At 72.0% G+C, this 12,736-nt stretch carries 13 protein-coding genes; 4 read left to right on the plus strand and 9 right to left on the minus strand.

From position 1 onward, the window contains the following. Positions 1-8: 8 nt before the first annotated feature. The 4 genes from HD594_RS16335 to HD594_RS16350 form a co-directional block, all read right to left on the minus strand. Positions 9-1,382, minus strand: coding sequence for an FAD-dependent oxidoreductase (locus HD594_RS16335; RefSeq protein WP_184752099.1), 1,374 nt, complete (start codon positions 1,380-1,382; stop codon positions 9-11). Positions 1,383-1,451: 69 nt separating this feature from the next. After that, positions 1,452-2,513, minus strand: coding sequence for a polyprenyl synthetase family protein (locus tag HD594_RS16340; RefSeq protein WP_184752101.1), 1,062 nt, complete (start codon positions 2,511-2,513; stop codon positions 1,452-1,454). Positions 2,514-2,556: 43 nt separating this feature from the next. Beyond that, on the minus strand, positions 2,557-3,288 hold the full coding sequence (locus HD594_RS16345; protein WP_184752103.1) for a demethylmenaquinone methyltransferase: 732 nt from the start codon (positions 3,286-3,288) through the stop codon (positions 2,557-2,559). Between the two features lie 20 nt (positions 3,289-3,308). Continuing rightward, positions 3,309-3,638, minus strand: coding sequence for a hypothetical protein (locus HD594_RS16350; RefSeq protein ID WP_184752105.1), 330 nt, complete (start codon positions 3,636-3,638; stop codon positions 3,309-3,311). 119 nt (positions 3,639-3,757) lie between these two features. Here HD594_RS16350 and legP point away from each other — a divergent pair, with 119 nt between their 5' ends. Next, positions 3,758-5,083: a Dot/Icm T4SS effector Zinc-dependent metalloprotease LegP gene (gene legP, locus HD594_RS16355; protein WP_184752107.1), complete on the plus strand. Its 1,326-nt coding sequence runs from the start codon at positions 3,758-3,760 to the stop codon at positions 5,081-5,083. Between the two features lie 4 nt (positions 5,084-5,087). Beyond that, positions 5,088-6,134: an MvdC/MvdD family ATP grasp protein gene (locus tag HD594_RS16360; protein ID WP_184752109.1), complete on the plus strand. Its 1,047-nt coding sequence runs from the start codon at positions 5,088-5,090 to the stop codon at positions 6,132-6,134. Positions 6,135-6,137: 3 nt separating this feature from the next. On the opposite strand, the gene HD594_RS16365 is transcribed toward HD594_RS16360, so the two are convergent. Next, on the minus strand, positions 6,138-6,698 hold the full coding sequence (locus tag HD594_RS16365) for a DUF402 domain-containing protein (protein WP_184752111.1): 561 nt from the start codon (positions 6,696-6,698) through the stop codon (positions 6,138-6,140). 111 nt (positions 6,699-6,809) lie between these two features. Here HD594_RS16365 and HD594_RS16370 point away from each other — a divergent pair, with 111 nt between their 5' ends. Next, positions 6,810-8,075 carry an isochorismate synthase gene (locus HD594_RS16370; RefSeq protein ID WP_271171129.1) on the plus strand — a complete coding sequence of 422 codons (1,266 nt, stop codon included), beginning with the start codon at positions 6,810-6,812 and terminating at the stop codon, positions 8,073-8,075. Positions 8,076-8,100: 25 nt separating this feature from the next. Here the strand turns inward: HD594_RS16370 and HD594_RS16375 are convergent, their stop codons facing one another. From HD594_RS16375 to HD594_RS16385, 3 genes are all read right to left on the minus strand, one after another. Next, a complete protein-coding gene (locus HD594_RS16375; protein WP_184752112.1) occupies positions 8,101-8,964 on the minus strand; it encodes a PPK2 family polyphosphate kinase in 864 nt (287 codons plus the stop codon). Between the two features lie 63 nt (positions 8,965-9,027). Next, on the minus strand, positions 9,028-10,839 hold the full coding sequence (menD, locus tag HD594_RS16380) for a 2-succinyl-5-enolpyruvyl-6-hydroxy-3-cyclohexene-1-carboxylic-acid synthase (RefSeq protein WP_184752114.1): 1,812 nt from the start codon (positions 10,837-10,839) through the stop codon (positions 9,028-9,030). Positions 10,840-10,841: 2 nt separating this feature from the next. Further along, positions 10,842-11,282 carry a PLD nuclease N-terminal domain-containing protein gene (locus HD594_RS16385; protein ID WP_184752116.1) on the minus strand — a complete coding sequence of 147 codons (441 nt, stop codon included), beginning with the start codon at positions 11,280-11,282 and terminating at the stop codon, positions 10,842-10,844. Between the two features lie 80 nt (positions 11,283-11,362). Between HD594_RS16385 and HD594_RS16390 the strand changes: the two genes are divergently transcribed. After that, positions 11,363-11,701, plus strand: a complete 339-nt coding sequence (locus tag HD594_RS16390) for a DUF4229 domain-containing protein (protein WP_184752118.1) — start codon at positions 11,363-11,365, stop codon at positions 11,699-11,701. On the opposite strand, the gene HD594_RS16395 is transcribed toward HD594_RS16390, so the two are convergent. After that, entirely contained in the window at positions 11,702-12,682 is a 981-nt protein-coding gene (locus HD594_RS16395) for a 1,4-dihydroxy-2-naphthoate polyprenyltransferase (protein WP_184752121.1), read from the minus strand. Positions 12,683-12,736 lie beyond the last annotated feature (54 nt).

The raw sequence follows: 12,736 nt of genomic DNA on the forward strand, positions 1-12,736 counted from the left end.
GCTCGACCCTACTCGCCGCGCGAGATCGCGACCATCTCGTCGCGCGGGACGACCTTGACGCGCGCACGCTCCTGCGGCGCGCCCAGGGCGATCTCGTGCTCGTCGAGGCGGTGCCAGCCCTCGAGGTCGGTCCACTTCACGCCGCGCTCGGCCAGCAGCGCCGGGATCGCCCCCTCGGACGGATCCGCCGGGTGCCACCACGAGCCCTGGCTGTTGATGACGTGGCGGATGGTCTCCATCGCGTCGGACTTCGTGTGCCCGATCAGGCCCACCGGGCCGCGCTTGATCCAGCCGGTCGCGAACATGCCGGGGACGCGCTCGTTGGACTCGGGGCGCAGCACCTGACCCTCGCGGTTGGGGATCACGCCGTGGTGCTCGTCGAACGGCACACCCGGCATCGGCGAGCCGAAGTACCCGACGGCGCGGTACAGCGCCTGGATCTCGAGCTCGCGGATCTCGCCGGTGCCGACGACGCCGCCTTCGCCGTCGGGACGCGTGCGCTCCCAGCGCAGCGAGCGAACCCGGCCGTCGGCGCCTGTGAGCACCTCGAGGGGCTTGGCGTAGAAGTGCAGGTGGAGACGACGGGATGCCGTGCCGCCGGCGTTGTTCGCCGAGTCGCGCCCCCGCCACTTCTGCAGCACCCGGTCGATGACCATGACCTGCTTGTTGCTGGCGATGGCGTCGCGGGAGGCCTCGTCGTAGTCGAAGTCCTCGTCGTAGACGACCATGTCGACGTCGCGCAGCTCGCCGAGCTCGCGCAGTTCGAGCGGCGTGAACTTCACCTGCGCCGGCCCGCGACGGCCGAACACGTGGACGTCGGTCACCTTCGAGGCCGCCAGGCCCGCGTGGACGTTGTCGGGGATCTCGGTCGGCAGCAGGTCCTCGGCGTGCTTGGCGAGCATGCGCGAGATGTCGAGGGCGACGTTGCCGTTGCCGATGACGGCGACCGACTGCGCGTCCAGCGGCCACTCGCGCGGGACGTCGGGGTGGCCGTCGAACCAGCTGACGAAGTCTGCGGCGCCGTACGAGCCCTCCGCGTCGATGCCGGGGATGTTCAGGCCCGCGTCGCGGATGGCTCCGGTCGCGAAGATCACCGCGTTGTAGTGGCGCTTGAGGTCCTCGATCGTGATGTCCTCGCCGAAGCGGACGTTGCCGAAGATGCGGATGTCGCCGCGGTCGAGCACCTCGCGCAGGGCCGTGATGATCCCCTTGATGCGCGGGTGGTCGGGCGCCACGCCGTAGCGGACGAGGCCGTACGGGGCGGGGAGCTGCTCGAAGAGGTCGATGGAGACGTCGAACTTGCGCTCGGCCTTCAGAAGGATGTCGGCGGCATAGATGCCCGCCGGTCCTGCGCCGACGATGGCCAGCCGGAGCTTGGTCATGGTGATCCTTTCGTGCGGCCCGGTCGCAGCCGAGCGACGGGCGGGGTGCCGTGCGGAGGCGGCCGCAGGCTAGCTGGAGCGGTCGGAGACGGCCTGGGCGAAGCGGGTGAGCGCGTCGCGGACCGGCCCGTCCGGCAGGGGGGTCAGCGCGTCGACGGCCGCGGCCGACCACGAATGTGCCAGCTCGAGGGTCTCTTCGGTGGCATCGTGGTCGCGCAGCTCGCCCAGAGGCCCGTCGAGGATGCCGGGATCGGCTCCGTCGGGGATGCGGGCCACGCCGTCGTCGATGCGGGCATGCAGGTCGCGGGAGGCCGCATCCGTGCGTCGCCCGAGAAGGAGGTACGGCATCGTCGGGACGCCCGCGCGCAGATCCGTGCCCGGCACCTTGCCGGTCTCGTCCGGGTCGGCCGACAGGTCGATGACGTCGTCGAGCAGCTGGAAGGCGACGCCGGCCTTCTCGCCGAACGTCGCCAGCGGCTCGGCGAACTCCTCCGGTGCGTTCGAGAAGATGACGCCGGACTGCGCGGCCGCGGCGATCAGCGAGCCCGTCTTGTCGGACAGGACCTGCAGCGAGAACGCGACCGGGTCGTCGCCCTCCTGCGGTCCGACCGTCTCATGCATCTGTCCGAGCACGAGCCGCTCGAACGTGTCGGCCTGCAGCTGAATGGCTCGCTCGCCGTTGCGGGCCATGAGCTGGCTGGCGCGCGAGAACAGCAGATCGCCGGTGAGGATCGCGATGTTGTTGCCCCACACCTCGTGGGCGCTGGGGACGCCCCGCCGCTTGTCGGCCGCGTCCATCACGTCGTCGTGATACAGCGAGCCCAGGTGGGTCATCTCGAGCGCCGCGGCGGCGTCGACGACGCCGTCGGTCGCACCGTCGCCGAGCTGCGCGGCCAGCAGGGTGAGCATCGGCCGCACACGCTTGCCTCCGGCGTCGTACAGGTACCGGCTCGTCGCGTCGGCGAGCGAGTCGGCGACCCGCAGTTCGAGCTCGAGCGCCCGGTCGACCTGGGCCATTCCCTCTTCGACCGTCTTGAGCAGTCGCCGCGACCGCGGACCGGCGAACACGCGGTCGGTGAGGCCCAGCTTGCTCGCCAGACGCGAGCCTGAGGCCGAGGCTGAGGGAGTCACCGTCCCAGCCTACCGGCGACCCGCGCCGGGGTCCTCCCGCGGGTCACGCGGCGGGCGGCTTGGTCGCCCGGTGCAGCGCCACGATCCCCCAGGTGAGGTTGCGGTGGGCGACGCCGATCCAGCCCGCCTCGCGGATCCACTCCGCCAGCTTCCGCTGGTCGGGCCAGTCCTTGATCGACTCGTTGAGGTAGTCGTACGCCTCGGCGTTCGAGCTCACCGCTCGCGCCACCGCGGGCAGCACGCGGTCGTTGTAGAAGCGGTACAGGCCGTTGAAGGCGGGCGACGGCGGGTGGGAGAACTCGCACACCACGATCCGGCCGCCCGGCTTGGTGACCCGAAGCAGCTCGCGCAGCGCCTTGCGGGGGTCGATGACGTTGCGCAGCCCGAACGACATCGTCACGGTGTCGAACTCGTCGTCGGCGAACGGCAGGGCGGTGGCGTCCGCCTGGACGAACGACAGGTTCGGGATGTCGCCGTGCCGGCGCCGGCCCTCGCGGATCATGCCCTGCGAGAAGTCCGCCGCGACGACCTCCGCGCCGCTGCGGGCGAGCGACACGCTGGAGGCGCCCGTGCCCGCCGCGAGGTCGAGGATGCGCTGGCCCGGCCGCGGATCGACGGCACGCGTGGTCGCGACGCGCCACAGCCGGTCGTTGCCCATGCTCAGCACGGTGTTCGTGCGGTCGTAGCCTTCGGCGACCTCGTCGAACATGCCGCTGACGGCGGCGGGGTCCTTGCCCAGATCGGCGCGGTTCGGCTGAGGCTCGGGGGAACTCACGCGTCGAGTCTACGGCGCGCTCAGATCGCCTGAAGCGGCACCCGGACGTCGGCCGCCGCCGGAACGGCGCGCGTGGTCAGGAAGTCCCCGGTCGCGAAATCGGCGGAACCCGACGCGCTCCCGTGGGCTCGGACGGTGAAGCGCGAGCCCGGTCCCGGGGTGGGATAGTCCAGGTCCACCTCGACGGCGCCGCCCTCCGCCGGGACCTCGACGTCGGTCAGCGTCTTCTCGGCGACGACGTCCGCCGCGGCATCCGCCCGCGAGGTGTCCTCGACCCGCACGCGGACGGCGGCGAGACGACGCCGTGCCCCCGTCGCCGGGAACTCCAGGATCGCGTGGAGCCTCTCCATGACCACACCGTACCCCCGTTGCGGCCGCACCGGTTGTATCTGGTCGGGACCGGGAGCACTCTGTGATCAGGAGGGCGGTCCGCCTCTGAGTCCGCCCCGCTATGGAGGAAGGGACGACCATGGCTACTCCCAAGAAGGGCAGCGGCTCGAAGCCGCCGGAAGTGCCCGAGGAGCTCACGAGCGACACCGTCGGCACGACGATGCTCAACGGCTCGACGTTCGCCGGAAAGGAGCTCACGTACGCCGAAGTCGACGAGCTCGCCATCTTCGAAGGCGATATCGTGCTCGGCCGCGCGGCCGACATGCAGGCCCCACGGGGTGTTCGCGACGTCGCGTTCGGCGTCGTCGTGATGCCGGCATCCATGCGATGGCCCAACGCCACCGTGCCCTACGAGATCGACCCGGCGATGCCGAACCAGAACCGCGTCACCGACGCGATCGCGCACTGGGAGACCAATACGCCGGTCAGCTTCGTGCAGCGCACGAGCGCGAACGCGGGACAGTTCCCCAACTACGTCCGGTTCTTCGCCGGGAGCGGATGCTTCTCGTCGGTCGGCATGGTCGGCGGGCGGCAGGACATCTCGCTCGGGTCGAGCTGCTCGACCGGCAACGCCATCCACGAGATCGGCCACGCCGTCGGGCTCTGGCACGAGCAGAGCCGCGAGGACCGCGACACGTTCGTCACGATCAACTGGGCCAACATCGATCCGTCGAAGGTCCACAACTTCGACCAGCACATCAGCGACGGCGACGACGTCGGAGCGTACGACTACGGCTCGATCATGCACTACCCGGCCACGGCGTTCTCGACCAATGGCCAGCCGACCATCGTGCCCACGCAGCCGGGCGTCACGATCGGCCAGCGCAATGGGCTGTCGGCCGGCGACATCGCGGCGATCCAGCAGATCTACCCCACGGGGCCCGTTCTGCCCAAGCACATCCGCGACATCAACATCGGCGGGGTCAAGAAGGTCCGCGACGACAACGTCGTGGTCCAGCCCAAGAAGTTGCGCGACGACAACCTCGGCGGGGTCAAGAAGCTGCGCGACGACAACATCGTGGTCCAGCCCAAGAAGATCCGGGACGACAACATCGTGGTCCAGCCCAAGAAGCTGCGCGACGACAACCTCGGCGGGGTCAAGAAGGTCCGCGACGACAACGTCGTGACGGTGCCCAAGTCGGTGCGCGACATCACCGTCGGCAAGCGCATCGGCGACATCCCGCGGCCGCAGCGGCCCGGCTTCGACGTCAACGAACTGCTGCCGTTCATCCTCTCGACGCCGCATCACGCCGAGGCGGCGGGCGGCTACGAGGCCGCGGGAGCCGAGGACGACCCGGTCGGGCAGCTGCTCGCCGCGGCCGAGGCGGCGCAGGCGGCGGCGGACGCGCTGTCGGCCGCCGCGGTCACACTCGCCGGGCTGCTGGACGACGGGCAGGGCGTCTGAGCCGATGATCCTCATCGAATCGCACGACGGCGACGACCATCTCGCGCCGGTGCGCAGCGAGCTCGAGAGCCGCGGCCACGAGGTCGTGGTGCTCGACACCGCCCGCTACCCGGTCGAGACGGCCATCGCCATCTCGTACGACGACGCCGGGGCGCAGCCGGACCTGCGGCTGCGCCTCGGCGGGACGGTGCACGACCTCAACGCGTGCACCGCCGCGTGGTGGCGTCGCGCGCAGGCGTTCACGCTGCATCCGGAGCTGACGGATGCGGAGGCGCGCACGTTCGCGTACAACGAGGCGGCCGAGGGGCTCGAGGGGCTCCGCGCGCTGCTGAAGGTGTCGTGGATCAACGACCCCACGCGGGATGCGCGCGCCGCTCACAAGCCGTACCAGCTGCGGGAGGCGCGCCGCGCGGGCCTGACGACCCCGCGCACGCTGATGACGAACGACCCGGAGGCGGCGCGCGGGTTCCTGGAAGGCCAGGGCGGGCGCCCGACGGTCTACAAGTCGTTCCTCGCCCTCGAGGGCGCGTGGCGCGAGACCCGCGTGCTCCGCGACGACGAGCACGACCGGCTGGACCTCGTGCAGGTCGCGCCCGTGATCTTCCAGGAGTACGTCGACGGAGACGTCGACCTGCGCGTGACCGTCGTGGGCGATGTCGTGCATGCGGCCAAGATCCACTCCGCCCGCACCGCCTACAACACCGACTACCGGATGGAGCTCGCCACGGTCCCGATGGAGCCGTACGAGCTGCCCGAGAAGGTCCGGCGCGGGGTCATCCGGCTCATGCGGCGGCTGGGGCTCGTGTACGGCGCGATCGACTTCCGCGTGCGCCCCGACGGCGAGCACGTGTTCTTCGAGATCAACCCCTCGGGGCAGTGGCTGTTCATCGAGGAGCGCACCGGGCTGCCGATCACGCGCACGTTCGTGGACGCGCTCGCGTCCGCCGACCGCGGCGCGCCGCATCCGCGCTCGGCTCCGAGCGGCTGCCCGGACTGCGAGCAGAACGTGCCGCGCGCGCCGCGAGCGCGGGAGGCCGAGCCGGTCGTGTAGCGATCAGTGGTGCGAGGGGCCCAGCCCCAGGGCCGCAAGGCGGTCGAGCCATTCGTCGGCCGCGACGAGATCGAAGGGCGCCTCGTGCGCGCGCACCCGCCGCTCGAGGTCCTCGGCGAGCGCCTCGAGCTTCTCGACGAGCTCGGGCGGGTAGCCGTAGGCGACCCGGTGCTCGTCCCACTCGTCGCGGTCGTCGATGTACACGCCGGTCTCGGCGCGGTCGACGACGTCGAGGTCCATGTCGATGCCGGTGGGCGCGCCGTCGCGCCAGCGCACGTCCCACGCGATGTCGATGTAGACGCGCGTCCGGTGCGGGGCGGCGTTGTGCGTGAACGCGTAGTCGCCGGTGGGCGGGATGAGCGTGACGTTCGGATGCTGCGGCACGAAGTCGCGTCCGGGCCGCGAGCTGTGCCAGCCGGGCAGCTGACCGAACCAGTCGCCCCAGTCGTCCGTCCCGAGATACACGCACTCATGGATCCAGTGCGGGCCGCCGTCGAACTTGCGCCAGCGGAAGAGCAGGCGCGTGCCCGGCTCGGGGCGCACATCGGCGTCGGGTTCGCTCATCCTCCGAGCCTATTGCGCCCCGGAGGTGCCGATGCACCGGGCCGGGCCCCGGCGCGGCGAGTCTAGGCTGGTGACGTGCATGACCCGGCTTCTCCGCGACCTCCACGGCTGGTGGCACGCACCCGGGAGATCGATCCCGTCGAGGAGCTGCTCGCCTACGCATCGCCCGGTTCGCCGATGGTGTGGCTGCGACGCGGCGACGGCATGATCGGCATCGGCGAAGCGCTCCGCCTGGGCTTCGGCGGCCGCGACGTGTGGTCGCCGCCCCCCGGTTCCCCCTCGCCGTCTCCTGCCGATGCGTGGCGCCTGTTCTCGCGCGAGGCCGAGATCGACGACCCGGTGGGGCTCCCGGGGACCGGACTGGTCGCGTTCGGCTCCTTCGCGTTCGACGAGCGCTCCCGCGCATCGAGCCGCCTGATCGTCCCCGAGACCGTCATCGGCCGGCACGGCGACCGGTTCTGGATGACCCGCATCGGCGTCGATGAGGAGCCGACCGACGCGGTCCTGGAACCCGCCGCGTTCGGCCCGTACTGGTCCGCGACGATCGGCCCGGGAGCCCTCGACCCGGCGGGCTATCAGGATGCGGTGCGCGGCGCGCTCGGGACGCTCGCCGACGGCGAGGTCAGCAAGGTGGTGATCGCCCGCGATCTGGAGGGCACGATCCCCGCCGGTGCGGACCTGCGACGCCTGGCCCGGGCTCTCGCGGACGGCTATCCCGACACGTGGGCGTTCGCCGTCGACGGACTGATCGGCGCGAGTCCCGAGACGCTCGTCACCGTGTCGGACGGCATCGCGGCGGCGCGCGTGCTCGCCGGCACGACACCGCGCGGCGCCGACCCCGACGCCGATGCCGAGGCCGCCATCGCGCTGTCGACGTCGGCGAAGGATCTCGACGAGCACCAGTACGCGGTGCAGAGCGTGCTCGCGTCGCTGCGCCCGCACACCAGCGCCCTGTCGGCCGGCGAGCAGCCGTTCGCGCTCAAACTCCCCAACGTGTGGCACCTCGCCACCGATGTCGCCGCCGACGTGGCACCGGGAACGAGCGCTCTCGACCTCGTCGAGGCGCTGCATCCGACCGCCGCCGTCGCGGGGACGCCGACGGATGCCGCGCTCGGCGTCATCCGCCGCCTCGAGCCGTTCGACCGCGGGCGCTACGCGGGGCCTGTGGGCTGGATCGACGCCGCGGGCGACGGCGAGTGGGCGATCGCGCTGCGCTGCGCGCAGATCGACGTCGACCCCCGGGGCGACGCCAAGGACGCCGACCGGATCCGTGTCTCGGCGTTCGCGGGCGCCGGGATCGTCGCCGGGAGCGACCCCGAGTCGGAGCTGGTCGAAACCCGCGTGAAGTTCCGCCCGATCATCGACGCCCTCGCGTAGCGCGCGAGGTCCGCCGCCGCGCGGCTCAGGATGCCGCGAGCCGCGCCTTCTCCCGGGCGATGTCGTAGTCGGCGTCGGGCCATTGCGGGTCGATGTCGTCCAGCGCCTGCAGCAGGAGATTCTGGACGGCCAGGCGCGCGTACCACTTGCGGTCGGCGGGCACGACGTGCCACGGCGCGTAGAGCGTCGAGGTGCGGTCGAAGACGGTCTGGTACGCCGACATGTAGTGCGGCCACAGCACGCGCTCGTCGACGTCGCCCGGAGTGAACTTCCACTGCTTCTCGCCGCGGTCCAGGCGTGCCATCAGCCGGTCCCGCTGCTCCTCGTACGAGATGTGGAGCATGACCTTGACGATGCGGGTACCCGCCTCGAAGAGGGTCTTCTCGAACTCGTTGATCGCGTCGTACCGGCGCTCGATCTCGTCGGGACCGGCGAGCTCGCGCACCTTCGCCACGAGCACGTCCTCGTAGTGGGAGCGGTCGAACACCGCGATCCGGCCCGGCCCGGGGCGGTGCTTGGCGATGCGCCACAGGAAGTCGTGCTCGAGCTCCTCCTCAGTGGGCTTCTTGAACGCGGTGACGTCCACGCCCTGCGGGTTGCCGGCCCCGACGACGTGGCGGACGATCCCGCCCTTGCCGGCGGAGTCCATCGCCTGCAGCACCAGCAGCACGGATCCGCTCGTCGTCTCGGACTGGCTCGCGGCGAACAGGCGCTCCTGGTAGTCCTCGAAGTCCGCGGCGCCCGAAGACAGGTCGTCCTTTCCGTCGTCCTTGTCCCCGTCGTACCCCGGTGTCGAGCGCGGGTCCACACCCGACAGCACGAAGCCGTCGCGCACGCGCAGCAGGTCGGCGACGTCGTCGGTCCAGTTCTTGTGGCTCTTGGCGGTCATGGAGCCATCCTGGCGTGACGGGCCGATCGGGAGGCAGAGGGTTGCGCCGCGGCGCGCGACGTGTCAGCGCTCGAGCGGCACCTCGATCAGCTGACGGCCGGCGACCGGCGACGTCAGCAGCTGGTCGAGGGCCGACCTCGTCGTCGCGCGGTGGTACTCGCACCCGTAGGCGGCCGCGAGCTGGGCGAAGTCGATCCGCTGGGGCGTGTACAGCACGCGGTCGATCACGTCGGCGCCCGCGGTCTGCGCGACCTCGAGGGTGTCGAAGATGGTCCCGCCGCCGTCGTTGCCCACGATCACCTGAAGGCGCGGCTCGTCCTCGCCCGGGGGCAGCGCGAGCGCTCCCGCGTCATGGGCTGCGGCCAGGTCGCCCAGGAGCACGCGCGTCACGCCCGGGGTGCCCGCCGCCTGGCTGGCGAGCGCGATGCCCGTCGCCGTCGCGATCGTGCCGTCGATGCCCGCGAGACCGCGGTTGGCATGGACCGGGACCTTCTTGCCCGGCAGCACCGCGTCGGCGACGCGCACGAGCCGCGACGATCCGAACACGAGCCGGTCGTGCGGCCACGTCGCCCGCCATACGGCATCGACGAGGGTCTGCCGGTCGAGCTCCGCGCGGATCGCCGCCATCTCGGACGCGATGGCCCCGAGCCGCTGCTCGGGAACGGTCGACGCGAGTCCGGCCGCATCGGGAGCGGGCGGCGACAGATCGACCGCGGCCGCCCGCGACGCGGTGAGCCACGCCCCGAGCCACACGCGATCGGGCGGACCCGCCGCCACCGCCAGCGCATCGACCGCGACGGTCGCGCCGTTGAGATTGAGGGGCTCCCCCGGCCCGCGCACCGCGACGACCTCGACGTCCCTTCTGCCGAGCAGCGCCGCCGCCTCGCGGCTGAGCGTCGGATGCCCGAACACGACCGCACGCTCGACGCGGCCGCCGAGCTCCGGATCGGTCAGTGCCGCGCGATAGCCGTGGATCACGAGCCGTCCGAAGCGGGCTCCGCTGACGATCTCGGCGACGAGCGGCCAGCCGCCCAGGTGCGCGAGGGTCTCGGCATCCGCTCCCGCGTCCGCTCCGGCGATCACGATCGTCCGGGGGCCTCGCTCGAGCACGAACGGGTCGTCGGCGGGGGCGAGGGGGACGTCGGCCTCGCCGATCCCCCCTCCGCCCTGGTACAGCGCGCCCGACGCATCGCCGAACGGCTCGTCGGCGTCGTCGGCGTCGCCCGCGACCGCCAGATCGGGAGGGGTGCCGAGCCGGCCGCGCGTCTCGGATGCCGCGACGCCGATCCATTCCGGCAGCGGACCGCTCAGCGGCTCGCGGTACGGCAGGTTCAGATGGACCGGGCCCGCCGACCACAGTCCGGCGCCGAGCGCGGCGGCGAGCGCCTGGTCGGCGACGTCGCGCAGCATCGCCGTCTGGTCGGCGTCGCCGTCCGGGTCGACGTCCTCGGGGACCGGCAGATCCGTCTCGAAGCGCGCGGCGGCCGAGAACATCCCCGGCTGCCGGGTGGTCTGGTTCGCCCCGACCCCGCGCAGCTCCGGCGGCCGGTCGGCGGTGAGCAGGATCAGCGGCACGCCGGCGTGATGCGCTTCGAGTGCGGCGGGCAGCAGGTTCGCGGCCGCCGTCCCCGAGGTGCAGATCACGGCGGCGGGCATTCCGCTCTCCCGTCCGATGCCGAGGGCGGTGAACCCCGCGACCCGCTCGTCGACGCGCACGTGCAGCGCGATGTCGCCGCGTCGCTCGAGGTCGGCGGCGACGACCGCCAGCGCCTGGGACCGCGAGCCGGGGCTCAGCACGACGTGCTGCACGCCCTGCTCGACCAGACGGCGCAGCAGTGCCGCGGCCGCGTCGGCCGCCGGCGACCGGCCCGTCATGCTCAGCCGAGTGCGCCGCGCTGACCGCGGCTGTCGTCGTCGGGGTCGGTGGACCTCGTCGGCGGCTCGGCCGCACCGGTCCCGGCCGACGACGTCGGCGGGGTCGCGGGGCCGTCCGGACGCAGGTCGTCCTCGGCGTCGAGCTGGGCCAGCTCCTCCTCGAGGCGGCGGATGCGCTCGTCCTGGTCGCTGATCGTGCCGATGCTGCCCAGGAACTCGGGGTCGTCGTCCGGCGCCTTCGGAGCACGCATCTGCGTCGCGCGGGCACGTCCCACGACGAACCACAGGATGCCGCCGAGCACCGGAAGCAGGACGACGATCGCGATCCACGCCGGCTTCCCGACTCCGCGATGGCGGGTGGGATGCTGAACGGCGCAGTCCACGATGGAGTACACCCAGAAGGCCGCGGCCACCAGGGCACCGATCACAAGCGCTCGTGCCACGACTCCATCCTAAGCACGCGCGGGGCCCGGCGCTCCGGTCGTGACCGAACCGTCGCCGGAGCGGAGATTACGATGGTGTGGTGAAAGCCCGTCCTGTCCTGGTCTATTCCGCGTTGCGGCTGCTGGCGTTCCTCGTGCCGTTCGGCCTGCTGATGCTGCTGCCGATCGGACGCGAGCTGTACTGGCTGTCGGCGATCTTCGCCGCCCTCATCGGTCTGAGCCTGTCGATGCTGTTCCTGCGCCGCCCCCTCGACGAGGTGACCACCGGTCTGGCGGAGCGCCGCGAGGCCGCGCGTGCGGCACGCAGCGACGAGGTCGACGAGGACGCCGCGGCGGACGCGCTCACCGCGGATGCGGCCCCGACGCCCGCAGCGCCGGCGGACGCGGCATCCGACGGCGAGCGCCGCGACGACGCCTGATCAGCCCACGAAGGCCCAGAACAGGAACGCGCCGTACGCCACCGACGTGAGCGAGGTCAGCCCCAGCGCGACCACGAGCTCGCGCGGGTCGCGATAGGTCCACACGATCAGGATCGCCGGCAGCGCCGCGAGAAGCGCGAGCATCGTGAGCCACGCGATGGGGTAGAACAGCGCCAGCCATGCCGCGATGACGAACGCCGCCAGCACCAGCACCGTGAACAGCCACCGCGTCGCCGTGCGGCCGATCAGCACCGTGAGCGTGCGCTTGCCGGCCACGCGGTCCTGCGAGATGTCGCGCAGGTTGTTCGCCAGCAGCACGGCGCACGCGATGAACCCCGCGCCGACGGCGCCGAACCACGCCTCCTGCGGAAGGGACAGCGCCTGCACCCACGTGGTGCCGAGCGTGGCGACGAGCCCGAAGAAGACGAAGACGAACAGCTCGCCGAGTCCCGCGTACCCGTAGGGCCGCTTGCCGCCGGTGTAGAACCAGGCCGCGACGATGCACACGGCGCCCACGGCGATGAGCCACCACTGCTCGGTGCGGATCGTGATCGCCAGGCCCGCGAGGGCCGCTATACCGAAGAACGCGAACGCCACGATGAGCACGGTGCGGGGCTTCGCCTTGCGCGAGGCCGTGAGGCGGGCGGGCCCCACCCGGTGGTCGTCGGTGCCGCGCACGCCGTCGCTGTAGTCGTTGGCGTAGTTCACGCCGATCTGCAGCGCCACCGCGACGACCAGGCAGGCCAGGGCGATCACCCAGTGGAGCTCGTCGGTGACGAGCATCGCCGCGCCCGTGCCGATGAGCACGGGGGTCACCGCGAGCGGGAGCGTTCGCAGCCGCGCGGCGCCGATCCAGTCGGCGAAGGTGGCCGGCTCGACCGACCGCGGGTTCGGGGACTGCTGCGCCTTCTGCGGGTTGCCGCGGGGCTTGTGCCGTGCGGGGCCCGACTTCTTGCGCTTCTTGCTCGAGGTTCCTGCCACGAGTGCACATCCTAGAGCGCCGGGCTCTGATCGCGGCACAGGATGTCGCGCTCC

It is taken from the genome of Microbacterium thalassium, assembly GCF_014208045.1.
GTDB classification, from domain to species: Bacteria; Actinomycetota; Actinomycetes; order Actinomycetales; family Microbacteriaceae; genus Microbacterium; species Microbacterium thalassium.

What these genes read in the sequence shown, in the direction of transcription:
- HD594_RS16335 (WP_184752099.1), bottom strand. Translation starts at nt 1,382, where the DNA reads ATGACCAAGCTCCGGCTGGCCATCGTCGGCGCAGGACCGGCGGGCATC.
- HD594_RS16350 (WP_184752105.1), bottom strand. Translation starts at nt 3,638, where the DNA reads ATGGAGAGGCTCCACGCGATCCTGGAGTTCCCGGCGACGGGGGCACGG.
- legP (WP_184752107.1), top strand. Translation starts at nt 3,758, where the DNA reads ATGGCTACTCCCAAGAAGGGCAGCGGCTCGAAGCCGCCGGAAGTGCCC.
- HD594_RS16360 (WP_184752109.1), top strand. Translation starts at nt 5,088, where the DNA reads ATGATCCTCATCGAATCGCACGACGGCGACGACCATCTCGCGCCGGTG.
- HD594_RS16365 (WP_184752111.1), bottom strand. Translation starts at nt 6,698, where the DNA reads ATGAGCGAACCCGACGCCGATGTGCGCCCCGAGCCGGGCACGCGCCTG.
- HD594_RS16375 (WP_184752112.1), bottom strand. Translation starts at nt 8,964, where the DNA reads ATGACCGCCAAGAGCCACAAGAACTGGACCGACGACGTCGCCGACCTG.
- menD (WP_184752114.1), bottom strand. Translation starts at nt 10,839, where the DNA reads ATGACGGGCCGGTCGCCGGCGGCCGACGCGGCCGCGGCACTGCTGCGC.